The 20,688-nt window shown below is 58.6% G+C and carries 25 protein-coding genes; 15 read left to right on the top strand and 10 right to left on the bottom strand.

What is annotated here, in order from left to right:
- Positions 1–82: 82 nt before the first annotated feature.
- From HL45_RS08350 to HL45_RS21590, 5 genes are all read right to left on the bottom strand, one after another.
- Positions 83–988: a TylF/MycF/NovP-related O-methyltransferase gene (locus HL45_RS08350; protein ID WP_084156830.1), complete on the bottom strand. Its 906-nt coding sequence runs from the start codon at positions 986–988 to the stop codon at positions 83–85.
- Positions 989–1,054: 66 nt separating this feature from the next.
- Positions 1,055–2,215: a GNAT family N-acetyltransferase gene (locus HL45_RS08345; protein ID WP_049970662.1), complete on the bottom strand. Its 1,161-nt coding sequence runs from the start codon at positions 2,213–2,215 to the stop codon at positions 1,055–1,057.
- Positions 2,216–2,284: 69 nt separating this feature from the next.
- Positions 2,285–2,566 carry a helix-turn-helix domain-containing protein gene (locus HL45_RS21395; RefSeq protein ID WP_049970661.1) on the bottom strand — a complete coding sequence of 94 codons (282 nt, stop codon included), beginning with the start codon at positions 2,564–2,566 and terminating at the stop codon, positions 2,285–2,287.
- A gap of 120 nt (positions 2,567–2,686) precedes the next feature.
- Complete coding sequence (locus tag HL45_RS08335; protein ID WP_049970660.1) at positions 2,687–3,562, bottom strand: amidohydrolase family protein; 876 nt, start codon at positions 3,560–3,562, stop codon at positions 2,687–2,689.
- A 176-nt stretch (positions 3,563–3,738) separates the two neighbouring features.
- Positions 3,739–3,891: a hypothetical protein gene (locus tag HL45_RS21590; RefSeq protein ID WP_233274725.1), complete on the bottom strand. Its 153-nt coding sequence runs from the start codon at positions 3,889–3,891 to the stop codon at positions 3,739–3,741.
- Between the two features lies 1 nt (position 3,892).
- On the opposite strand from HL45_RS21590, the gene HL45_RS08330 reads away from it, so the two are divergent.
- Positions 3,893–5,137: a right-handed parallel beta-helix repeat-containing protein gene (locus HL45_RS08330; protein ID WP_233274724.1), complete on the top strand. Its 1,245-nt coding sequence runs from the start codon at positions 3,893–3,895 to the stop codon at positions 5,135–5,137.
- A gap of 93 nt (positions 5,138–5,230) precedes the next feature.
- Here HL45_RS08330 and HL45_RS08325 read toward each other — a convergent pair whose 3' ends face one another.
- Positions 5,231–5,692, bottom strand: coding sequence for a MaoC/PaaZ C-terminal domain-containing protein (locus tag HL45_RS08325; RefSeq protein ID WP_049970658.1), 462 nt, complete (start codon positions 5,690–5,692; stop codon positions 5,231–5,233).
- Between the two features lie 51 nt (positions 5,693–5,743).
- Here HL45_RS08325 and paaI point away from each other — a divergent pair, with 51 nt between their 5' ends.
- Together paaI and HL45_RS08315 are read left to right on the top strand one after the other, a co-directional pair.
- Entirely contained in the window at positions 5,744–6,151 is a 408-nt protein-coding gene (gene paaI, locus HL45_RS08320; protein ID WP_049970657.1) for a hydroxyphenylacetyl-CoA thioesterase PaaI, read from the top strand.
- Positions 6,152–6,370: 219 nt separating this feature from the next.
- Positions 6,371–7,282: a universal stress protein gene (locus HL45_RS08315; protein WP_049970656.1), complete on the top strand. Its 912-nt coding sequence runs from the start codon at positions 6,371–6,373 to the stop codon at positions 7,280–7,282.
- Positions 7,283–7,337: 55 nt separating this feature from the next.
- On the opposite strand, the gene paaK is transcribed toward HL45_RS08315, so the two are convergent.
- Positions 7,338–8,624 (bottom strand): phenylacetate--CoA ligase PaaK, encoded by a 1,287-nt coding sequence (gene paaK, locus HL45_RS08310; protein ID WP_049970655.1) that lies wholly within the window; start codon positions 8,622–8,624, stop codon positions 7,338–7,340.
- A gap of 88 nt (positions 8,625–8,712) precedes the next feature.
- Here paaK and HL45_RS08305 point away from each other — a divergent pair, with 88 nt between their 5' ends.
- The 8 genes from HL45_RS08305 (at position 8,713) to HL45_RS08270 (ending at position 16,108) form a co-directional block, all read left to right on the top strand.
- Positions 8,713–9,138 carry a hypothetical protein gene (locus tag HL45_RS08305; RefSeq protein WP_049970654.1) on the top strand — a complete coding sequence of 142 codons (426 nt, stop codon included), beginning with the start codon at positions 8,713–8,715 and terminating at the stop codon, positions 9,136–9,138.
- Between the two features lie 796 nt (positions 9,139–9,934).
- Positions 9,935–10,462, top strand: a complete 528-nt coding sequence (gene tfe / locus HL45_RS08300; RefSeq protein ID WP_049970653.1) for a transcription factor E — start codon at positions 9,935–9,937, stop codon at positions 10,460–10,462.
- Positions 10,462–11,136, top strand: coding sequence for a DUF2110 family protein (locus HL45_RS08295; protein ID WP_049970652.1), 675 nt, complete (start codon positions 10,462–10,464; stop codon positions 11,134–11,136). Before tfe ends, HL45_RS08295 begins: the two co-directional genes overlap by 1 nt.
- Positions 11,133–11,906 carry a DUF5803 family protein gene (locus HL45_RS08290; protein ID WP_049970651.1) on the top strand — a complete coding sequence of 258 codons (774 nt, stop codon included), beginning with the start codon at positions 11,133–11,135 and terminating at the stop codon, positions 11,904–11,906. The genes HL45_RS08295 and HL45_RS08290 overlap by 4 nt, the downstream gene beginning before the upstream one ends.
- Positions 11,907–11,989: 83 nt before the next feature.
- Positions 11,990–12,676 (top strand): competence/damage-inducible protein A, encoded by a 687-nt coding sequence (locus tag HL45_RS08285; RefSeq protein ID WP_049970650.1) that lies wholly within the window; start codon positions 11,990–11,992, stop codon positions 12,674–12,676.
- Positions 12,677–13,003: 327 nt separating this feature from the next.
- Positions 13,004–13,858, top strand: a complete 855-nt coding sequence (locus HL45_RS08280) for a manganese catalase family protein (RefSeq protein ID WP_049970649.1) — start codon at positions 13,004–13,006, stop codon at positions 13,856–13,858.
- Positions 13,859–13,925: 67 nt separating this feature from the next.
- Positions 13,926–14,990 (top strand): ATP-NAD kinase family protein, encoded by a 1,065-nt coding sequence (locus HL45_RS08275; RefSeq protein ID WP_049970648.1) that lies wholly within the window; start codon positions 13,926–13,928, stop codon positions 14,988–14,990.
- An 89-nt stretch (positions 14,991–15,079) separates the two neighbouring features.
- Positions 15,080–16,108 carry a phosphate signaling complex PhoU family protein gene (locus HL45_RS08270; RefSeq protein WP_049970647.1) on the top strand — a complete coding sequence of 343 codons (1,029 nt, stop codon included), beginning with the start codon at positions 15,080–15,082 and terminating at the stop codon, positions 16,106–16,108.
- Positions 16,109–16,320: 212 nt separating this feature from the next.
- On the opposite strand, the gene HL45_RS19870 is transcribed toward HL45_RS08270, so the two are convergent.
- Together HL45_RS19870 and HL45_RS08260 are read right to left on the bottom strand one after the other, a co-directional pair.
- Positions 16,321–16,740, bottom strand: a complete 420-nt coding sequence (locus HL45_RS19870; RefSeq protein ID WP_084156829.1) for a DUF7528 family protein — start codon at positions 16,738–16,740, stop codon at positions 16,321–16,323.
- A 138-nt stretch (positions 16,741–16,878) separates the two neighbouring features.
- The gene (locus HL45_RS08260; RefSeq protein ID WP_049970645.1) at positions 16,879–18,069 is read right to left on the bottom strand and encodes an LEA type 2 family protein; all 1,191 of its coding nucleotides are present in this window, start codon (positions 18,067–18,069) and stop codon (positions 16,879–16,881) included.
- 111 nt (positions 18,070–18,180) lie between these two features.
- Between HL45_RS08260 and HL45_RS08255 the strand changes: the two genes are divergently transcribed.
- The 4 genes from HL45_RS08255 (at position 18,181) to HL45_RS08240 (ending at position 19,925) form a co-directional block, all read left to right on the top strand.
- The gene (locus tag HL45_RS08255) at positions 18,181–18,369 is read left to right on the top strand and encodes a DUF7525 family protein (RefSeq protein ID WP_049970644.1); all 189 of its coding nucleotides are present in this window, start codon (positions 18,181–18,183) and stop codon (positions 18,367–18,369) included.
- A 67-nt stretch (positions 18,370–18,436) separates the two neighbouring features.
- Positions 18,437–18,661 (top strand): DUF7123 family protein, encoded by a 225-nt coding sequence (locus HL45_RS08250; RefSeq protein WP_049971959.1) that lies wholly within the window; start codon positions 18,437–18,439, stop codon positions 18,659–18,661.
- Positions 18,662–18,699: 38 nt separating this feature from the next.
- Positions 18,700–19,128, top strand: a complete 429-nt coding sequence (locus HL45_RS08245; RefSeq protein ID WP_049970643.1) for a CoxG family protein — start codon at positions 18,700–18,702, stop codon at positions 19,126–19,128.
- Complete coding sequence (locus tag HL45_RS08240; RefSeq protein WP_049970642.1) at positions 19,125–19,925, top strand: carbon-nitrogen family hydrolase; 801 nt, start codon at positions 19,125–19,127, stop codon at positions 19,923–19,925. Before HL45_RS08245 ends, HL45_RS08240 begins: the two co-directional genes overlap by 4 nt.
- A 28-nt stretch (positions 19,926–19,953) precedes the next feature.
- On the opposite strand, the gene HL45_RS08235 is transcribed toward HL45_RS08240, so the two are convergent.
- Positions 19,954–20,553 (bottom strand): archaellin/type IV pilin N-terminal domain-containing protein, encoded by a 600-nt coding sequence (locus HL45_RS08235; RefSeq protein ID WP_049970641.1) that lies wholly within the window; start codon positions 20,551–20,553, stop codon positions 19,954–19,956.
- Between the last annotated feature and the right edge of the window lie 135 nt (positions 20,554–20,688).

Raw genomic sequence — 20,688 nt, 5'->3', positions numbered from 1 at the left:
GTACCGCTGGATGAGGATTTCGGCCATGTTTCAGATTAATTGCCTGTCGAAAATAGTAGAAAAACAACCGCGCCGATGTCCGTCAATCCTTCCGCTTCCGAACGACTTCGACGCAGTTTTCGCCGTCACCGTCTTCGGCGACCATCTCGAACACGGATGATTCGGGGTTTTTCACGATGTAGCCGAGCAGGCTTCCGAACCCGTTATGTTCGGGATGGAGGCCCAGACCACTTCCGGCACCGACCAAGCCCGGCGGTTCCCTGTCGAGCGTTTCTCGCCACCAATCACCGTCGAAAAACAGCGTGGAAATCTCCATGTGTTTCACGTCGTGGGTAAAGCAGTATCCACCCGACTGAAGAAGGGGCCACAGATATTCGAGACAGGTTTCGGCGGATTCTCTGAGTCCGACATCCAAAAAAAGGAGCACACACGACGCTTCGAACTCGGGCATCGTTTGGTCGAAATATCCCTCGTGGAACGTGCAAACCGAAACGTCGCCGTATCGCGCGATGTTTTCTTGCACTTCTTCTATCGGCGCACCCCACGCATCTTCGTCGTAAGTGTGTATTTGCTCCGATTTGACGAGGACATGTTCTCGGTCGTTTTCGTTCGGTTCCGGCATTCCCTCGAAGGAATCGAACACCTCCAGCGGTCGATTGCAGAGTCCGGCGACGAGCGAGAGGTTGGCGGTACTGCCACCTTTGTAACAGCCACATTCGACCAAACTTCCCTCCTCTTCGCGGGGAATCGTCAGCACCTTCGTGGCGATGACGAGGTGTTCGAGGAACGTCGAACCGGTCTGTATTTGCACGTTGTTCCGCGCCATCTTCGCGGCCAAGACGAGCTTATCGAACAGTCCGACGCCGTACTCGGCACCGGTTTCGGGGCGGAAGTATTCCGCGAGAACCACCGGTAAACTCGCCGCCAGCAGTGCGAACCGATACAGTCTTGCCACCGACGTCATCACGTTTCGAGTGTTATCTCCCATCTGTCGCCCTGAACTTCTCGCCTCGGGATTTTGTTATGGCCCGCCGAAGTCGTTGGTAAGGTACTCCTACGCGGTGTCACGCTCGCCGAACGAAACGTGCCAGTTCGACCGCTGACTGAGTCGTTTGCCGCCGACCGACCAGTGTTCACAGTTGAGTGGAAGCGCGACCAACCGGCAGTCGAAATCCGACACCCACGAGAGGGGTGGTACTGCATCGCTTACGAAGCCGAACTCGCGGAGCAGGTCGTCCGGAAGGTCGCCCTTCGGAACGGAAAGAAGGTCGGACTCGGCGTACTCGCCGACGATTCGGTCGAGAAGGCGCACAATCGCGCGCCTTCTCGATTCGCGTTCCATCAACGGAACGACGTCCGCGAGTTGCGTCACGCTCACGCCACCGGATGTCGTCCGCGTCCGAACCACGATCGCGGCAACCGTGTCGCCGCGGTTGTCTTCCGCCACGTAGGTTTCTCGCTTCCATGCGGGACTCGAAAATCGCCACTGATAGTACGTTTCGTCGCGCAGCGCGTGAACGGCATCCGGTGGCGTGGCGCGGTACAGTTCGGTGAGAACGGGCGTTTCGACGCCGGAGTAGTGAGTAATCGAGTACGTGGTCTGCGTTCCCGAACTGTGTTGCGAGGTGTTCGTTTGCGCTCTCATCCAAGAGCGATTCAGGCCGTGGAGACGACGGGCAATCGGGGACGTGAAATCGAGAAGCTGCGACCGAACTCGCTTCCCGGGCCGAGCATCCCGGAAGAAGACGGACGGGTTCTGAATCCGATAGTACGTTTTTCGGTCGCCGACGATTTGCCAGCCGAGTTTGAGATAGCCGGGTCTGGAACGCTGATTCGGGAAGTTGAAGAAAAATTTGGGGTCGCCGCCCGCATAGTGGTCGATTGCGTGTTTCGTCATCCGGGTGAACAGCCCTCGCCGTCGATGTGCCGGATGTACCATGGTGTCTGCCGGTTGCAATGCGAGTACCGTCTCCGAACCGGCACGCATCCGAAACGCGAGGAACGGCCGCGCACCGACGATTTCCCCGTCCTTCTCCACGACGAACACGGGAACGTGGTCAACGTAAGGGTTGTCCACGTACTTCCACCGAAACCAGCGCTCACTCCGGCGCCGCCCGAAAACGACACGGTCGAGCGAGAGAAATCCCGACAAATCGCGCTCTTCGAACCATCGCACGACGTAGCCGTCTTCGTCGGTTCGGTTTACTGTGGACATCGGTTTACGACCCTTGCTTCCGCGGTTTCGTACATAGTTATGTGGTGAAAGTCCGATGATTGGCCGACGCTACTGCATCCGGGAAAATCGGCCGTCGAGTGGACTGCTGTTTCCTCCTTCGTGCACTCGACAGCGATAGATGCTCCGCTCGTTTCGAACGATGCTGCGCTCCCGGAGAACCCGCAGAGCACTGTAGAGTTCTAAATACTGGATCCCCAAGGCTTCGTGCAACTCTTCCACCGTCGCGCCGTCCGCGACGTGCAGATAGAGATACACGAGTTTCGTCCGCGGCGAGGGAAGTTTTGCGACGGGAGCAAATCTCTGCCGGAATCGAGCATCATCTCCGACCATCTGTGGCTGTGTATCGCCCGACCCGCTCCTTGTTATATGTCGCCTATAAATCGGGGTTTGCGGTGCTTATCTCGCTCTCGCGTTTCGTTTCTTCCCGACCTCAAAAATCGAGTTCGGTGCTTACAGGTCAAGGAACTCTTCTGCGTTCTCCCAGAGGATTTTGCGCTGGACTTCCTCGGGGAAGTCGAGTTCTTCGAACTGGTTCAGCCATTTTTTGGGGCGAATCATCGGATAGTCGGTTCCGAACATCACTTTGTCCTGCAGGAGCGTCTTCGCGTAGTGAAGCACTTGGTCGTCGATGTACTTCGGCAACCATCCGGACAAGTCCATGTAGACGTTCCCCTTCTGCTGGCAGATGGCGAGTTGTTCCTGTTCCCACGGGAAGGCGGGGTGTGCGAGGAGAATCTGGAGGTCAGGGTGCTCGGCCGCGAGGTCATCAATCATCATCGGGTTGCCGTACTTGATTTTCAGTCCCCTGCCGCCCGGTGCGCCCGCACCGAGCGTGGAGTTGCCCCCGTGGAAGACGCAGGGAACGCCGAGGTCTTCGATGGTCGAAAACAGTTTCTCGTGCTCGGGGTCGCTCGGGTCGAAGCCCTGCGCGATTTGCTGGAACTTGAATCCCGAGAGGTCGAGGTCGTTGACGACGCGCTCTGCCTCTTCCACACAGTCGTCTTTCAGCGGGTCAACGCTCCCGAATCCGATGAAGAAATCGTCGTACTCGTCGCGGATTTCGGCCACGTAGTCGTTCGGTACCGGCGGGTTGCCGGTGTTGGTTTCGGCGTCCCAGCCAAGCAGAATCGTCCGCCCGATTCCCGCCTCGCGGTACTCCTCCACGAACGAGTCGTAGGTGTCTGTCTCCATCTTCGCGCCGAACTTGTTCGCGGCGTCCTCCATCATCTGCCCGCCAGCGTCCTCCAAAAACTCCTTCGTCGGCTGGTGCGCGTGGGTGTCGATGATTCGCGGTTCGTCCTCGCCTTCGAGGATGTCGATTGGCATACGCGATAGTTCGCGTTGGAGGTGAAAAAGATAGGTTACTCGGCCCTGCCCACCACAAAATCGAGACTCGACACGTGGACGATTATTTTAGTAAATAATCCAAGAATAATTTTATAAATTAAACTGTCCATTAGTAGTAGGATGCTTGAATCCTCCGAAAACACGAGCTCAACCTCTCAAAAAACAGATAGGCGCTCGTATCTGAAACTGGCGAGTAGTTCGATTATTGCCGGAACCGTACTCGGCGGTGTCGCGTCCACGGCGACCGGTTCGCCTGAGTCGAATCCAAGTTCCCAAACGATGACCACCGACAGTTTCCAGTTTGACACCGTGTACGACGTCGTTTCCGACCTTGGCATGGATTCGACCGGGGAGGAACCGATAGACGACATTCTCGACGCGAACATCCAAAGCAACACGAAGTTGGAGTTTCCACAGGGAGAGTACCGCGTCACTGATTTTACATTCGACTTCGGCAACGGACTGCACGATTTCGGAATGGTCGGTATCGAATCCGACGCGACGATGGTTCTCGATACGACAGACGACGTGACCGGAAATCCCGGCGCAGTGTGGTTGTCGCTTGGTGGGGCGGATTCGACAAACCTCCTCTACGAAGGTTTTACCCACGATGTCAGCAGTGCGCCGGAAGCACCCAAAATGCAACTCGTCGTTGACGATGGACTGCTCGTTCGGGATGTGCTTCATCGCGGCAGTCACGACGGTTCGCAAGGTCCGTTTTTGTTCGGCGTGCGAACCGAATCCGGAACCGGCCTCGTTGAGAATCTCCGCGCGCCGGACGGTGCTCCGGACGGAAGCGGCGCAGTCGGCCTCTTCGTGGAGATGAATACGACAGGCGAACTGGAGTTTCGGGACTGCCACCTCGCCGGGTTCCCGAACAACGGCCTCTACCAATCGAGCAAGAGCACCGGAACCGTCCGCGTCGTCGGCGGAGAGTACCGGAACAACAACATCGCAAACGTTCGTCTCGCCGGGTCGGGAAGCGAGGTTCGGGACTGCTGTGTGGCCGTGGATACGTCCCACTCGGACGATTCGTTCCCGACGAACATGCGGGGAATCTGGTTGTTCGCAGCCGATACTACCGTCGAAAACTGCGACGTGAGTTTCACCGCGGAGACGATCAGCGACGGTGCAATTGTCGTCGCCGAAAGCGGAACGCACGAGATACGGAACACTCGAATTCGGGTCGATACCGACGACACCGCGGCGGTGTACGCTGCTCCGCCCGAGACGACGCCTGCCCCTGTCTCGTGTAGGAACGTGCAGGTGACCGGTAGTGCAGGCCATACGACGAACGGCTATTCCGGCAGTGCCGCCCTCCGTGTGTACGGCCGCCCGGATTCCGTCTTCGATTCCTGTTGTGTGAAACAAACGGGAACCGACCGAGATGGCGTCCTTCTACAGTACAGCGGGGACAGTCGCGTTTCCGACTGCTCGTTCGACGTAACCGACGACGCCGTCGTCCTCGACAACTCTGCCGATGTCGTTCGCCAAAACAACACGACCTGCTTCGCACCCTGCGCCGCGCCGTCGTGTTCGGATTCGGCCGAGTGAGAAAACCCGTCGCTGGCCGATCAGTTCTCCGATAAAGGGAGAGACTGTTTAGAAGGGTCAGGTAGTCGCAAACGACTGCTTGACCCTAACCGCTCACTCTTCGCGCTTGATGAGGAACTTCATGTCGCCCTCGAAGACGACGGTATCCTCCTGATTCGTCATGACCGTGTCGATGACGACGAGGCCGGAGTCCTCTCTACTGGAGAGTTCTTTCGTCTCCACGACTTCCATGTCGAGCGAGATGCTGTCGTCCATTCTAACCGGCGCGGGGATGTCCATGTAGTTCATGCCGAGGAACGCGAGAACGGTGCGCTCCAAGAAACCACAGCGGTAGACAAAGCCGGTTGCCAGCGAGAACGTCATCGGGCCGTGGGCCACGCGCTCGCCGAAATATTCGTCCTCGGCGTAATGCTTGTTCGTGTGGAGTTCCGTCCAGTCGCCCGTGAACGCGGAGTGCTGAACGAAGTCGTACTCGGTGACCGTTCGACCGACGCTTTCGAACGTCTGGCCTTCTTCAAAGTCCTCGAAGTAGTGGGGTTCGTAGCTGTACGCCATATCGTCACCCTCTCGGGTAGAATATAAGTAACTACTGCACTGATGCGGGGTATGGCGGACATTCCCGACGACCACCGTGAAAAAATCGCAAGTGACCCGTTCTGTGCCACGCTCGGCATCGAACTCACGTGTCTCGAACCCGGCAGTGCGCGAACCGAACTCACCGTCTCCGACGATCTGCTCAATTTCCACGGGACGCCCCACGGTGGCGTCGTCTACTCGCTCGCGGACGCCGCCTTCGCGGCGGCGTCCAACTCCGAGGGCGAAACTGCACTCGCACTGGAGACGAACATGTCCTATCTCGCCGCGGCAGAGGTCGGCGAAACGTTGGTCGCGGCCGCGGAGCAGGAAGACGAAACGCGGCGCACGGCATCGTATCGAGTTGACGTGCGTGCGAACGGCGAGAAAACTGATGGCGAAACCATCGCCATCTTCCGCGGCCGCGTGTACAAACCGTAGTTTGCTTCGTCGTGTGTAATCTACTTTAATCGCAGTCCCTTCCTACTCCGACACCCGCTTCGACTTCTTTTCACTCTACGATAGAAATTCGATTTCACGAAAGCCGATTCAACAGCCGCTCTGCACTCAAATAATCATATCCTGAACGTTCACGCTGTGAATTTCGGAATAGGTAATCAATCCGCGGGATTTATACGCTCTCGAAAACTCGCGTGGAGTATGTATGTGAGTCCCACTCCGTGGACTCCCTCGCTCTTACACGCGGAGAGCGGTGGCCAATCCCCCCGCCGAAATGTCGTCGTTCCGCTCTTCGACGGGATGGCAACCGATAGGACGGTCGAATTTGCCGCGTCACTCGCCGAGGAGTGGGATGGCGACGTCGTCCTCGTCAACCCGGTTGTTCGACCGTCGGGGACGCAGTTCGACGGCTCGGACGAGTTGCTGGACGAGCACCGAAAGACGGCAGAGCGGGTGCTCCGAACGTCACTCGGCCCGAACACGGGCGTCGAGACGCGTGGAACCGCCCGCGTCGGTCGGTCACTTTCGGCAATCGTCGGCGAGACGAGCAACGACGTTTCGGCCGGGGCGGTCGTGATAGACGACCGCGTTTCGGCAACGCAATCGAATCCGTTGGGTCGGAACGTTTCCGCGCGACTCGCTTGTACTGTCGATTGCGACGTTCTCACCGTCGGCGGCAGTCACGCCTCGAAAACCATTTCGTCGGTTCTCGTTCCGGTTTCAGGCGGCCCGCACTCGGGGTTGGCGGTGGATGTCGCGCGATACGTCGCGCAGGCACACGGTGCGTGGGTCGAACTGCTCCACGTCATCGAAACCGACGCGGACGACCGGGAGCGAGCCGCCGCCGAGGAGTACGTCGCCGCCGCCCGCGACCGACTCGGCGAGTTCGAGAACGTCGATACGTGGATTCTCGAAGCCGACGATTCGACCGACACAATTATCGAGCAGTCGAAATACTACGACGTGACGGTGATGGGCGCGCCACAAAAAGGGAGACTTCGGGAGTTCGTCTTCGGTTCGACAATCGGCGAAGTGCGCTCGTCGGCGCACAACACGGTCGTAACGGTCGAACGGCCGCACGAACGGGATTCACTTCTCAGTCGCTGGCTGTAACGGAAATCCAAAATTTCCGTTCCGAGGCCTTTCGGCGATGGTCGCTCTTTGAGTCTTATCGGTGGTCGTACACGCGCTTTACCTTTCCAACTTCGGTTCGGTCGATGGCACCCGGTTCGACGACTTCGAGTTCGTCGGGCGTCACGTCCAGCACTTCGCCGAGTCGGGACTGAATCTCCGCCTTGAGTTCCTCGGGCGAGGCTTCGATTTTCTCGTGATATTCGACCGTGATTTTCATGCGGTCTAAGTTGCCGTCCCGCGTCAGGTCGATTCGGTAGTGCGGTGCGACGGCGTCCAAATCCACCATCACTTCCTCGATTTGGCTCGGATAGACGTTGACACCGCGAACGATGAGCAGGTCGTCCGCTCTTCCGGTGACGTTGCCCATTCGAACCATGGTTCGGCCGCAATCACATTTCTCGTAGTTCAAGCTGGTCATGTCGCCGGTTCGGTAGCGCAGAACGGGCAGGGCCTCCTTCGTCAGACTCGTGATGACGAGTTCGCCCTCCTCGCCCTCCGGAAGCGGTTCGCCCGTATTGGGGTCAACGACTTCGGGGTAGAAGTGGTCTTCCCAGATGTGCAAGCCGTTCTGCACGTCGGCACATTCGATGGAGACGCCCGGGCCGATGATTTCCGAGAGGCCGTACACGTCCACCGCAGTCACGTCCAATGCTTCCTCGATTTCCTCGCGCATGGGGTTGGTAAACGGTTCCGCGCCGATGACGACCGTGGAAAGCGGGAGGTCACGGGGGTCGATACCGCGTTCCTCCGCGGCCTCGGCGAGGTAGAGACAGTACGACGGCGTGCACGAGAGCACGTCACTTTCTAAATCCTGAAGCATGTCGATTTGCCGGGCGGTGTTCCCGCCGCCGACTGGAATGACACAGGCACCGAGTTCCTGCACCCCGTCGTGGAATCCGAGGCCCCCCGTGAACAAGCCGTAGCCGTAGGCGTTCTGGACGACGTGTTCCGGTTTGACGCCCGCCGCAGAGAGCGACCGGGCCATCACCTCGCGCCAGACGCCGAGGTCGTCTTCGGTGTAGGAGACGATTTTCGGCTTTCCGGTGGTTCCCGACGAGGCGTGAATCCGGTGAATATCCTCGCGCGGAACCGCGAACATCCCGTCCGGGTAGTTGTCGCGGAAATCCTCTTTCGTCGTAAACGGCAGTTCGGAGATGTCTTCGACGCTCTGTATCTCCTCCGGCGAAACTCCCGCCTCGTCTAGTGCGTTCTGGTAGAATGGAACGTTCTCGTGGGCGTGTGCGACCGTTTCGGCCAGTCGCTCGTCCTGTAATGTCCGTAGCTCATCGCGTGACGCCGCTTCGGTGTCACTATATACCATGCTGGTCGGTGCTTCGAAGAGTGGCGTGAAAACTGTTTCTCGATTCTTGGCTGAACATTTATTTTGGTTGACGTTGCATCCCGATGCGATGGCAACAGTTTCGGAGCGGTTTTTGTGGGGTCGGCAAGAGGGGAGGGTACGCCACTGGTCGGTGTTCGTCGGGGGATTCGCAGGAGTCGTTTCGGCACTTCTCCTCGGGGCACTGCTCGGGAGCGGGTCGGGGGGGAGTTTCACCTTCGACGTTTTGCTTCCTGCATCGCTGTTTTACGCACCGCCGGTGATTTCCGCAATTAGCACGTTTCGCGGCGGCGGCCTGCTCGCCAGCCTCGCCGTCGGTGTCGTTCCGGCGATTTCCTTCGGCGCGGTGTCCGTCGTTCGGCAGTTGGTGGCTGGTGGTTCGCCCTCGGACGCGCCACTCTGGGCGGTTGTCGTGGGATTCGGCCTGATTGGGGTTGTTGGTTCTGTCGTCGGATTTCTGGCCGGACGAGGGATTTCACGATTCGTTGAGAGGTAGCGTCCGAGAGTCTGTATTCGGTGATTTGGAAGAGACTGTGGAGAGTAGTGAGTGATTTCGATTGGTGTCGATGTGCAGTTACCAACTGCTAACATCAATGGAACCGCCAGACAAATCCAGTAGTACGCGATTGAGACAGGGGAGTGTGTCGGAAGCAAATCACGCCAACACATGACCGCTACCACACCCGCCCACATGCCTCCCCAACCGACTCGCTTCGCTCGTCCACCGTCAGAGCACGCTCTGACGAGCCATGCTCACTCCGGAAGAGACACGCTCTTCCGTGCTCTCGTTCGCTTCATTCACGAGAACTCCGTCGTCGCTCACGAAGACCTCGCAGGGCTTTAGTGCGGAACCTCGGACGCGAAGTCCTCGGCTCCGCACCAGCGCGCGCCACTGCACTTTAGTGAGTATTCACGAAACACTCGTTTTCCACACGGCGCGTGCGTCGGCAGGCCCGAGGCGTTCACCGCCGAGGGTCTGTAAACTTCCACGCGAGGGATGACCGAAACGAGCGTGAGCGAGTGAGGGAATCGGTTGGGGAGGATGTGGGATACGAGGTCGCAGAGCGACCTCGACGACGAGTGGTGCAACCGCGAGCCCGATTGCGGAGGCGGTTTGATTTGTGTCGTGATTTGCTACCGGTAATCTTCCACCACTGTAAATCACGCATTCAGCCGGCCATTTTCGAGGACGGTGAAATCCCCAAACAACCCTCAACCGAACACCACAATCGAACCTCTTCCAATCCCTCCCGATGGTTTTAAACAGATGAACGCCCCGATATAACATATCAATGGCTTTCGAGGACCTGCTAAGCGACCCAGTGATTCAGAAATACCTCCACGAACTGGTCGGGCCAAAGGGCATGCCGGTTGCCGCCGCGCCGCCGGACGGTGAGGTCACCGACGAGGAACTCGCGGAGGAACTCGACCTCGAACTCAACGACGTTCGCAGGGCGCTGTTCATCCTCTACGAGAACGACCTTGCGACCTATCGCCGACTCCGAGACGAGGATTCGGGGTGGCTCACCTATCTCTGGACGTTCGAGTACGACAAGATTCCGGAGAATCTAGAAGAGGAGATGTACCGCCTGCTCAACGCGCTGGAGCAGCGCCAAGAGTACGAACGCAACCACGAGTTCTACCTCTGTGAAATCTGCTCTCTGCGATTCGAGTTCGGCGAAGCGATGGACTTCGGCTTCGAATGTCCCGAATGTGGGTCGCCGCTCGAATCCATGGAGAACTCGATGCTCGTCGAATCCATGGAAAACCGAATCGAGGAACTCGAACAGGAACTCAACGTCGAGGTACTCGGTGCATAATGGTCGTTCTCGCAACCAAAGTGTACGTCAGCGGTGAGGCGAAACGCCGCGCACTCGACGGCCTCGAATCGCTCGTTGGCAACGCCCTCGGTGATTTGGACGTAGAGTACGACATCGGCGTTCGCCACGACGATTTCGTTTCGGTAACGGTCGAGGGCGAGGACGAAGTCGTCGCCCGAAACGTTCTGGGCGAGGAGTGGGGCGAGGTGACGCCGAACCTCCGCGAGGCAGAAACTTACATTGGAACCCTCGAATCGTGGGACGACGGCGGTTTCGTCCTCGACGCCGGACAGGACGTTCGAATTCCGGCGTCCGAACTCGAACTTGGTCCCGGCAAACCCGAACAGATTATGGAACGATTCGGATTAGTTCAGCATCTGCCGATGAAGTTCGTCTACGGCGGCGATGACGAACCCTCCCGCCTCGCCGACGAGGAACGCGACCGCCTGTTCGACTGGACGCGCGGCAACGGTCGAGTGAACGTCAACAGCGCGACTCGCGGGGAAGTTCGTGCGACGGTCAACCGCGCCGGGCACGCCCAAGACATCGTCACGGTCGAACGCCTCGGCGTGCTGGAACAGAGCATCATCTGCACGGAAAACACCGACCCACCGGGGCTGCTCTCCAGTATCGGGGGTTACATCCCCGCGGAGATTCGTTGCGTAATTCCATGAATCGACGCCTCGTCCTCGCGTTCGGTTTGTTCGCCGTGCTCGCGGCCAGCGCAGGCTGTACGTCGATTTTCGGCTCCGGAAGCATTAGCGACGAACGACTCGGACAGGAGGCGTCGTACAACTGGGAGACGAATCAGAACGTCACCTACAACGTGACCAGCGACCAGTATCAAGCGGTCTACAAGATGGACGAGAAGACGACGCTCGAAATCTATCAGGAGGAGACGCTGGGCGAACATGGACCCGTCGAAATCTCGTCGGTGCAGTTCCAGTATCCGAACGGAACGGTCGCAGGTCACGAAGATATTCGGGTAAAAAAGACGAAAGAACAGACTATCATCACGCCGCCCCAGAGCGAGGGTAAACTGGCGTACACCGCGCCACGACAGGGGAAAACGTTCGCCGTTCCGACGCACCTGAACGACCAGAGCTACGAGGTCATCATTCCGAAGGGGATGCGCGTCGATATGTTCCTGTTGAGCGACGTCCGCCCGGGTAGCTACACGACGGAGATGCAGGACGAACGCGTCCACGTCATTTGGGACGAATCGGTGAGCGCTGACAGGATTTCGGTTCGCTACTATCTCGCCCGAGACAAGTTCCTCTTCGGCGGTGTGGTCGGAATCGCGCTGGTGGCCGGATTGATCGGCCTCGCGTACTTCCGCATGCAGATTCGGGAACTCGAAGAGAAGCGCGAAGAAATGGGATTGAACGCGGACATTTCAGACGACGACTTCGGTGGCGGTGGCCCACCGCCAGGAATGCAGTAACAGGAGTTGTGCGAAACGACGAACGAGAGACGACCAAACGGGCGATGCGACAGGGCTTTTTTGGTCGCGCCACACCATCCAGTATGCAAATCGCGCTGATTTCCGTCGGAGACGAGATTCTTTCCGGCGACACCGTCAACACGAACGCGGCATGGTTAGGCGAGCAGCTGACCGAGCGCGGCGTTTCGATTGAACGGGTGTTCGTCGTCCCCGACCACGTGGCCGATATCGCCCGCGTGGTAAACGAATCGCTGGCCGAATACGACGCCGTCATCGTGACGGGCGGACTCGGCCCGACGCACGACGATTTGACGATGGAAGGTGTCGCCGCCGCCGTCGGCGTTCCGGTGGAAGAACACACGGAAGCAGTCGAATGGATAGAAACTCATTCGGACTACTCGCACGCCGACCTCGTTTCCGGAACAACACATCTCCCGAAAGGGTCCCGAATGCTCCCGAACGAAGTCGGCGTCGCTCCCGGCGCGGCAATCGAGGACATCTACGTCCTGCCGGGGGTGCCGGAGGAGATGAAAGCGATGTTCGAGCGCATTGCAGGCGAGTTCGACGGCGATCCGTACTTCAGGAAAGTCGTTCCGGCGGACGAACCGGAGAGCGCGCTCATCGACCGCTTCGAAGAACTACGGGAGCGATTCGACGTGAAAGTGGGAAGCTATCCGGGTGACCACGTTCGCGTCAAAATCGAGGGGTCGAACGAGGAAGTCGTCCAAAATGCGGCCGATTGGCTCCGCGAGCGAGTCGAACGACCGTAAAACGGTTCGCGGTTTGCTCGGCTATCGGTGAACCGTCTCGGGGTCAAGCCCCGAGTCACTCGCCTTGTTTATCGGTAGAAGTACGCTATCCACGCAACGACCGAACCGATTGCGGCGACGAGAACGGCGATGCTGACTTCCGCTAGGGGGAACGTTGCGAGCGGGGCGAGGTCTGCGACTGGAATCATGTCCTGCGGTTGTCGGCGCTGTCTCTTAAGGTTTGAGAACTGCCCCCGTCTTTTGTCGTGATTCATCTCGAACCGACAGTCCCGCGAAGGCCAACATACTTATTGAACCGCTTACCGGATTCCGTTGCGGTGGGGAACGATGTTTTACCACGACAACGGAAAACTACAGTACGAAGTGGAAGTTGAGGAACCGAACCCGGAGTTTGCGAAGATGCTTCAGCAGGCAATCGGCGGCGTGGAGGGGGAGATGCGGGTCGCGCTCCAATACCTGTTTCAGGCGTGGGCGCTCCCGCAGAAACACAGCGAGTACCGCCACGCGCTGTTGGAAACCGCCGCGGAGGAACTCGGCCACATCGAGATGCTGGCGACCGCAGTGGCCAAGAATCTCGAAGGTGCGCCGGTCGAACTGCGCAATCAGATGGGACAGGACAGCGCCGTTTCGGCGGCGATGAACGGGATGCAACCGCGACAGGTGCTTTCGTCCGGACTACACGCGATGCCGGTGGATAGCAACGGCGTGCCGTTTAACGGGAGTTGCATCGTCGCAAGCGGCAACCTCGCGGCGGACATGTACGCCAACGTGATGGCCGAATCGACCGGGCGACTGCTCGCCACGCGACTGTGGGAGATGACCGACGACGACGGCATGAAGGATATGCTGTCGTACCTCATCGCGCGGGACACGATGCACCAGAATCAGTGGCTTGCCCTCCTGCAGGATTTGGGCGACCCGGACGATATGTTCGACCATCTGCCGGTTCCGGACAGTTTCCCGGACGAGATGGAACAGCAGGAGTTCAACTACTCGTTCATGTCCACGGACATTAACGAACCGGACGACCCGCAGAAACCGTGGACGCAGGGCGAATCGGTGGACGGCGAAGGGTCGTTCTCGTTCATTCGAGAGAAGGATTTGGGGAAGACGGAACCGAACCTCCAACCGCCGAACGAGAAGGCGCACAACGAAGTAAAAGAGCAGGGCGACGACGACTAACGCACGAAAAGACGACGATTTCGCCACTGCCCACACGCCTTTTATCCGTGCCACCCAACCCACAGCCATGCGAATCGGCGTGGTCGTCAATCCTATCGCGGGTATGGGTGGGCGAGTCGGCCTGAAGGGAACCGACGGCAAAGTCGCGGAAGCACGGGAACGAGGAGCAGAACAACGCGCGCCGGACAGGGCGGAAACCGCCCTGTCCGCGCTCAAAGAGCGTTCGCCAGCCGCCGAGATTCTGACCTACGCTGGCGAGATGGGTGCCGAGGAAGCACGACGTGCCGGGTTCGACCCGGAAATCGTGGGTCGCCCAAGCAAAAACGAAACCAGCGCCGAGGACACCCGTGAAGCGGTTCGCTGCCTCGCGGCGGAACCCGTCGATTTGATTCTGTTCGTCGGCGGGGACGGAACCGCGGTCGATGTCGCCGAAACGCTCGCCGAGACGGACGAAAAAATCCCGATGCTCGGCGTCCCCGCCGGGGTGAAAATCTACTCGTCCGTCTTTGCAGTCACGCCGGAAGCGGCGGGTCGGGTCGCCGCCGGATTCGACCGCACGGAGGAACGCGAAGTGAACGATATCGACGAGGACGCCTACCGAGAAGGCGAAGTTCGGGCCGAACTGCGGGCGATTGCAAAGGTTCCTGTCGCCGAATCGCTCCAATCGAGCAAGCAACTCGGCGGCGGAACGGTCGAAAGCCTCGCCGCCGGAGTCGCAGACGAAATCGAGGATGGAGTGACATACGTCCTCGGGCCGGGAAGCACGGTCGGCGCAATCAAGTCTCAACTCGGATTCGACGGGTCGCCGCTGGGCGTCGACGTGTGGCGCGACGGCGAACTGCTGGCCCGCGACGCCAGCGAAACGGACCTCCTGTCCAATTTGGGGGATGAAAACGTCATCATCGTTTCGCCGATTGGCGGGCAGGGGTTCGTTTTCGGACGCGGAAACCATCAGATTTCGCCCGACGTAATTCGACGGTCCGACGTGGAAGTTGTCGCTTCGAAGACGAAACTCGACGGCATCGGCGTCCTCCACGTCGATACCGGTGATGAGGATGTGGACAATTCCTTGCGCGGCTGGCGAAAAGTCCGCGTCGGACGCTTCGAGCGCAGAATGTTGAAAGTCGAGTAGCTGTTTATTCTCTTTCGGGGTAGTTTTCGAATTCGAGACAGTTGTTGACATATGGCGACATTTAAGGTTTGGTGGAGAAATCAAAGGACATGGAAACACGGAAGGTTCAGCGATTGGGTCCATCGACGTTGGCGATGACCCTGCCCGCCAAGTGGGCGCAAGAACACGGCGTCGAGAAGGGCGACGAAGTCTCCCTTCGAATCAGCGGTAAGGGGTCGCTCACCGTCCTCCCCGAATCCGCCCACGACGACGAAGCAGAAGCGACGATTCACACGGAGCAGTTGGACGCTGGCGCGGTCGAGCGCGCAATCGTCGCGCAGTACGTTCTCGGTCGGCGCGTTATCCATGTCGTCAGCGAGGAAGCCTTGGAAAGCAGTCATATCAACGCGGTCTACAAGGCGGAGACGCAGTTGATGGGGCTCGGCGTCATCGAGGAAACCCCGGAAAGCATCGCAATTCGGTGTTCGGTTGACCCCGAGGATTTCGATTTGGACAACCTCCTCGAACGACTGGAAAACACCGGGAGCACCATGCGTGGCGAGGCAGTGAAAGCGCTTGCACACGGTAACCCCGACCTCGCACAGCGGGCCTTGAACCGCGAGCGACAGGCAAACAAGATTTTCGTCCTCCTCCTTCGTCTCATCTTTACGGCGCACGAAAACCCGACGCTCGCCCGCGCAGTCGGTCTGGACAGCGGATTCCCTCTCATCGGCTATCGCTCGATTGCGAAAAATCTCGAACTGACCGCGGACAACGCCGAGGACATCGCGGACATCGTCCTCGAAGCGAACGGCCACTCGCTCGAAGTCGATAACGGAACCATGCGCCGAATCCGCGAGTTCACCGACCAAGTGGACGAAATGACCGCACTAGCGGTGCAGGCCGCAGTGGAGCGCGATTACGACATGACGCTCGAAGTCCGGCGGAAATTCCACGAACTCGGCGACAGGGAATCGGACATCCTCTCCGACCTGCCCGAGATGTCGAACGACGACCTTCTCCAAGTTCGGGACGTGCTCGTCAGCCTCCAGCAAACCGCCCAGTACGCAATGCGAAATGCGGAAATCGCGGCGAATCTGGCTCTCAACGAGGAGAGCGAGCATACGACGATTAACTGAGACGGCCTAAAAATCAGCAGGCGGGCGCGTACAGTGCACGCGCCCGCCGAGCAACTGTCGGTGCTATCGCTGTCGGGAGGACGGATTTTCACGTAAAAACGGTTAGTCAAAGTTAGTCGAATGTCGAGGGTGGCGAACTGGCCGCTGGCCAGTTCGCCTCGTGATTCTCATTCGCTTGAAAACGCAGATCGTTTTCAAGCGAATATCTACCCTCAGTCGGCACCCACCTCGGGGTTTCCGTCGGTTTCGGCCACGCCGGACTCTTCGGACTCCTTTTCCACGGTCAGTGGATTGTGCAGGGAAATCCGACAGGGGAAGTCGGGATGCTCCGCGAAGTGGCGAACCAGCAGGTGGCGACGCGACCCAGTGATTCCGGTTCGGCCGACCTCCTCCGCGGAAAATTCGTCCGGCAGGCGGTCGAACAGTCGAGCCATCGCGTCGAAGCTCTGGAACACCTTGGCGTTCCCCGACGAGTCGGCACCTCGTCGGGACACCTCGTAGCTCCCGTCCTCGCGGAAGGTACCCGCGGTGCGAAAGAACTCCTGACGCTCGGTCAGCGCATCGCCGACGGCGTCTTGCAGTTGCGTCGCTGCTTCGCGCGATAGCTCGTAATCCTGCCCGTCAATGGCCAGTACAATCGATTCACCGTCTCTCGTTGCCGTTACGGCACTCTCATCGCCCGAGAAGAACTCGACCAGGAGAGTGAGTACTCCGTGGCATAGAAAGACATGGTTCGGCCAATATTAAAAGTCTGTCGGTGGCGGGAATATTCAGTGCTGGTCGATTTCGACGGCGAGTACGGTTCCGAGCAGTCCGCCGTCGTCCGTGGTGGTCGTTCCGGTGCCGGAGTCCGAAGTTGTGGGAGTCGTGGTGGTGGTGGTCGTGCTAGTCGCAGTCGTTTCTTCGTCGGTCGTCGTTTTCCCAACAGTCGTCTCACTGGTTTCCGTTTCACCGGCCGTCGTCCCGGACGCAGGATTCGCCTTCACGTCGTCCAGCGCGCCCTCCGCCGAGTCGTTCCGGAAGATGTCCGTCTCGATTTGTCGCTCGTACGTCATCGAGCGAAGTGGTACCTCGACCGTGTCGCCGGTTGGAAGGTCGATTTTGGCGTGGAACTCTATTCGTAGGTCGGTCGTTTGGTTGTTTTCGAGATGGCTCACCCACCAGTCGTCGAGTTGCTGGTTTCGAATGTTTGCTTGCATCCCGAGCGTTTTCTCGGATTTCGCCGGAATCGTATACGGTTGTGTGGTCGTTCCGTTGCCGACCGGAACGTCGTTCATCGTCATCTCGTAGCCGATTTCCGAAATCGTGTAGGGAATCGATTTCGGGTTGTACGCTCGCATTCGCAGTTGAATCGGTGTCCGTTCCTGTGTTACGGAACCCCAGTTCGCGCTCGTTTCGTTCACGTAGAGCACGGGGTCGGAGACGAACGGAACGCTCGCGTTCACCGGGCGCGTTTCCGTCGAATTGAACTGGCCGATGATGTCCGTCTCGATGTCGTCCTCGTATGGGACGCGCACGGAGCGACTGACGGCGGACGAGCGAACCTCGGACTGGATTCGGAGCGTGGTTCGCTCGTCGTTCCGGATATGGGTGACCCACCACTCCGGAATCTTTTGATTTTGCATCCGCGTCGAAAACCCGAGCGTCGTTTTCCCGCTGTCGAGTGCGAGGTTCGACCGCTGGCCACTCGCCATCGTCACGTCGTTCATTTCGACGGTGTAATCGACCGAGGTGTTGCCGACCCGAACGCTGAAGGGATTTGGATTGTCCACGACGAGCGCGGTTCGAACTTCCGTCTGTTCGCTCGTTACGTCGCCGAATTCGTTGTCCACGCCGGAGACGCGCGGCGCGCCGAGAACGCCAGTGAGTACGCCACTTCCCACGAGCACGGCGATGAGAAATAGGGCGAGAAATCCCCGCTTTCCAACCGGTAACACCGACTTGAGTTTCTCCGCGACCATATGCGGGTTCCTGCGGAGTGACACCAAAAACCTCCCGACTCGCCTCTCTGTTAATACCGGGATTGTACGCGAGTAGAATGAACTAAGTTAGCCCTCATGCAAAGAGGGCACATGGCAGGAAATCAGGCTGTTTCGACGGATATGGGGGTCGGACTCTCCGTGCTGTTCACCCTTATTGCACTCGTTGGTGCAGGAGTAACGTTTGTCACGCCGGGGACGGAAACCGCCGCGTGGGGATTCGCCGCGGCCATCATCGCCGGTATCCTCGCAGTGTCCGCGAATCACGTCTACTCGAACTGACGCGAAATCAGCACTTGCTCAGTAGGGGATAATGGTTAAGGCCATCTGGCACGTACTGATGGTGAGGATGACTGAGTTCACCAACGAGGAACAGCGTATCCTCGAATTCCTACGCGACAGCGTGTCTGGCGGTGAGCGCTACTTCCGCGCGAAGAACATCGCCAAACACCTCGGCCTTTCATCCAAACAGGTGGGGTCTCGGCTCCCGAAGCTGGCGGAGAAGTCCGACGACGTAGACATCGAGAAGTGGGGGCGCGCTCGTTCGACGACGTGGAGAGTCAGCCCGAACTAAGTGGCTGGCTTTTTACCATCACAGCCCAATTCTAGCGTATGACTGTCCGGGTAGAGCGGACGTTCGAACTTCCGGTTCCTCCCGAGGACGTATGGGAGTTCCTCGCCGACCCGAAGCGCAGAGCCAGTGCTATCAGCGTCGTCGCCGACTACGACGCACACGAAGGCCATCGCGCGACGTGGCATATCGAACTGCCGATACCGTTCGTGAACAAAACAATTCCAGTGGAGACGGAGGACGTTGCGCGCGAAGAACCACGATACGTGAAGTTCGTCGGGCGTTCGTCAGCGCTGCGCGTCACGGGTGAACACGAAGTCGAACCGACGGAAACGGGGTGCCGACTCGTCAATCGTTTCGTCGTTGACGGGCGTGTTCCGGGCATCGAACGCTATTTCAAGAAACATCTGGACGACGAGCTACAGAACTTAGAAGAAAAACTGCAAGACGAGGTCGGCGTGGCCACATGAAACTCGCACTCGCACAAATTGCAATCGAAGGGGGTGACGTTGAGTCGAACCGCAAGCGCGCCGCGGACGCCATCGAATCCGCGGCGGAACAGGATGCAGACCTCGTTGCCCTGCCCGAAATTTTCAACGTCGGCTACTTCGCGTTCGAAACGTACCAACGAAATGCGGAGGCGCTCGACGGGCCGACACTCACGCAGGTTGGCGACCTCGCAGACGACCACGATATTGGCGTCCTCGCGGGGAGCATCGTCGAAGACCTTTCGCTGACCGACGGCGAAACTCCCGCCGAAGAAGGACTTGCAAACACCTCCGTCTTTTTCGACCGCGATGGGAACCGACGCGCGGTGTACCGGAAACACCATCTGTTCGGCTACAAATCCGCGGAAGCCGAGATGCTGGTTCCGGGCGAATCGCTGGGAATCGTGGAGTTCGAGGACGTAACTCTCGGAATGACGACGTGCTACGACCTCCGATTTCCCGAACTGTACCGCGATATTGCGGAGGCGGGCGCGACTCTCGTTCTCGTTCCGAGCGCGTGGCCGTATCCCCGCGTCGAACACTGGCGAGTGCTCTCACGCGCACGCGCCATCGAAAATCAGTGTTTCCTCGCCACTATCAACGGTTCCGGTTCCTACGAGGATGCGACCCTCCTCGGTCGCTCCACGGTGTACGACCCGTGGGGAACTGCACTGGCGAGTACGGGTGACGAACCCGAACTCGTCATCAGAGACATCGACCCAACGCGTGTTTCGGAGATACGGGAAAAGTTTCCGGCGTGGCACGATAGACGCCGCTAAGTGGGCAAAAAATAAAAGGTGGGTTGATTTACAAGCCGATTGCGTGACCGTCCGACAGCGTCTCGGGCACGCTGTGGTGGTAGGTCATCGCACCGGAGGAGGTGACGACTTTAAGCGTAAACTCCTCGCGTTCCTGCAAACCGCCCGTTATCTGTTCTGTGTCGAGAACGATACGGAATCTGTCTTTCTGACTGACGAGGACGGGAAGGGAGCCTTCCTCGTCACGAATCTTTTCGAGGCCGAACTGCGTGTCGTTTGCTTTACTTCCCATCGTCATGATTTGGGCACCGTCCGGGCCGAGCCATTCGAGGGTGGCCTGTGACAGGTTGATGTCACCCGCACCGGAGCCTTTCATCACGGTCATGTTGACGTAATCGACCTCGTGTGTGTCGTTCGTCGAATCGTAGGTGACGTTCCCCATGGTACTCACCACGTGGACGTGGTCTGTCACCTGTGCGCTACTCTCGTGACCGGTCTGTTCGGCTTTCGATTGGAGAAAGCCTGCCGTGTTGATGAGGACGCCTGCAGCGATTGCGGCAACCAACACCATTGCGATGAACACGATGAGCGTTCCAATACCAACCTGACCTCGGTTCGAACGCCGTTCGTCTGTGTCTTTTTTGTTCATGTTTGCTTTATGCCTATTTTGAGTGATATTTTACCAGTTCAGTAGGACACAGTTCGCCCGGTTTCGTATTAAATCCCACAGTCGGTTATCATGTCTGAGAACGTATGTAGTACAAAATATGACACTCTTCAGTAG

The organism is Haladaptatus cibarius D43 (assembly GCF_000710615.1).
In the GTDB taxonomy this organism is placed as follows: domain Archaea; phylum Halobacteriota; class Halobacteria; order Halobacteriales; family Haladaptataceae; genus Haladaptatus; species Haladaptatus cibarius.
Note: the sequence above shows the minus strand (reverse complement) of the source record. Positions and strands in the feature narration are given on the sequence as shown.

Bases quoted from the DNA above. Each gene is read 5' to 3' on its own strand.
- HL45_RS08260 (WP_049970645.1), bottom strand. From the start codon at position 18,069: ATGGTCGCGGAGAAACTCAAGTCGGTGTTACCGGTTGGAAAGCGGGGA.
- HL45_RS08275 (WP_049970648.1), top strand. From the start codon at position 13,926: ATGCGAATCGGCGTGGTCGTCAATCCTATCGCGGGTATGGGTGGGCGA.
- HL45_RS08295 (WP_049970652.1), top strand. From the start codon at position 10,462: ATGGTCGTTCTCGCAACCAAAGTGTACGTCAGCGGTGAGGCGAAACGC.
- HL45_RS08255 (WP_049970644.1), top strand. From the start codon at position 18,181: ATGGCAGGAAATCAGGCTGTTTCGACGGATATGGGGGTCGGACTCTCC.
- HL45_RS08235 (WP_049970641.1), bottom strand. From the start codon at position 20,553: ATGAACAAAAAAGACACAGACGAACGGCGTTCGAACCGAGGTCAGGTT.
- paaI (WP_049970657.1), top strand. From the start codon at position 5,744: ATGGCGGACATTCCCGACGACCACCGTGAAAAAATCGCAAGTGACCCG.
- HL45_RS08350 (WP_084156830.1), bottom strand. From the start codon at position 988: ATGGGAGATAACACTCGAAACGTGATGACGTCGGTGGCAAGACTGTAT.
- HL45_RS08240 (WP_049970642.1), top strand. From the start codon at position 19,125: ATGAAACTCGCACTCGCACAAATTGCAATCGAAGGGGGTGACGTTGAG.
- HL45_RS21395 (WP_049970661.1), bottom strand. From the start codon at position 2,566: ATGGTCGGAGATGATGCTCGATTCCGGCAGAGATTTGCTCCCGTCGCA.
- HL45_RS08290 (WP_049970651.1), top strand. From the start codon at position 11,133: ATGAATCGACGCCTCGTCCTCGCGTTCGGTTTGTTCGCCGTGCTCGCG.
- HL45_RS08345 (WP_049970662.1), bottom strand. From the start codon at position 2,215: ATGTCCACAGTAAACCGAACCGACGAAGACGGCTACGTCGTGCGATGG.
- HL45_RS08245 (WP_049970643.1), top strand. From the start codon at position 18,700: ATGACTGTCCGGGTAGAGCGGACGTTCGAACTTCCGGTTCCTCCCGAG.
- HL45_RS08285 (WP_049970650.1), top strand. From the start codon at position 11,990: ATGCAAATCGCGCTGATTTCCGTCGGAGACGAGATTCTTTCCGGCGAC.
- HL45_RS08315 (WP_049970656.1), top strand. From the start codon at position 6,371: ATGTATGTGAGTCCCACTCCGTGGACTCCCTCGCTCTTACACGCGGAG.
- HL45_RS08325 (WP_049970658.1), bottom strand. From the start codon at position 5,692: ATGGCGTACAGCTACGAACCCCACTACTTCGAGGACTTTGAAGAAGGC.
- HL45_RS08305 (WP_049970654.1), top strand. From the start codon at position 8,713: ATGGCAACAGTTTCGGAGCGGTTTTTGTGGGGTCGGCAAGAGGGGAGG.
- paaK (WP_049970655.1), bottom strand. From the start codon at position 8,624: ATGGTATATAGTGACACCGAAGCGGCGTCACGCGATGAGCTACGGACA.
- HL45_RS08270 (WP_049970647.1), top strand. From the start codon at position 15,080: ATGGAAACACGGAAGGTTCAGCGATTGGGTCCATCGACGTTGGCGATG.
- HL45_RS08335 (WP_049970660.1), bottom strand. From the start codon at position 3,562: ATGCCAATCGACATCCTCGAAGGCGAGGACGAACCGCGAATCATCGAC.
- HL45_RS08280 (WP_049970649.1), top strand. From the start codon at position 13,004: ATGTTTTACCACGACAACGGAAAACTACAGTACGAAGTGGAAGTTGAG.
- tfe (WP_049970653.1), top strand. From the start codon at position 9,935: ATGGCTTTCGAGGACCTGCTAAGCGACCCAGTGATTCAGAAATACCTC.
- HL45_RS08250 (WP_049971959.1), top strand. From the start codon at position 18,437: ATGACTGAGTTCACCAACGAGGAACAGCGTATCCTCGAATTCCTACGC.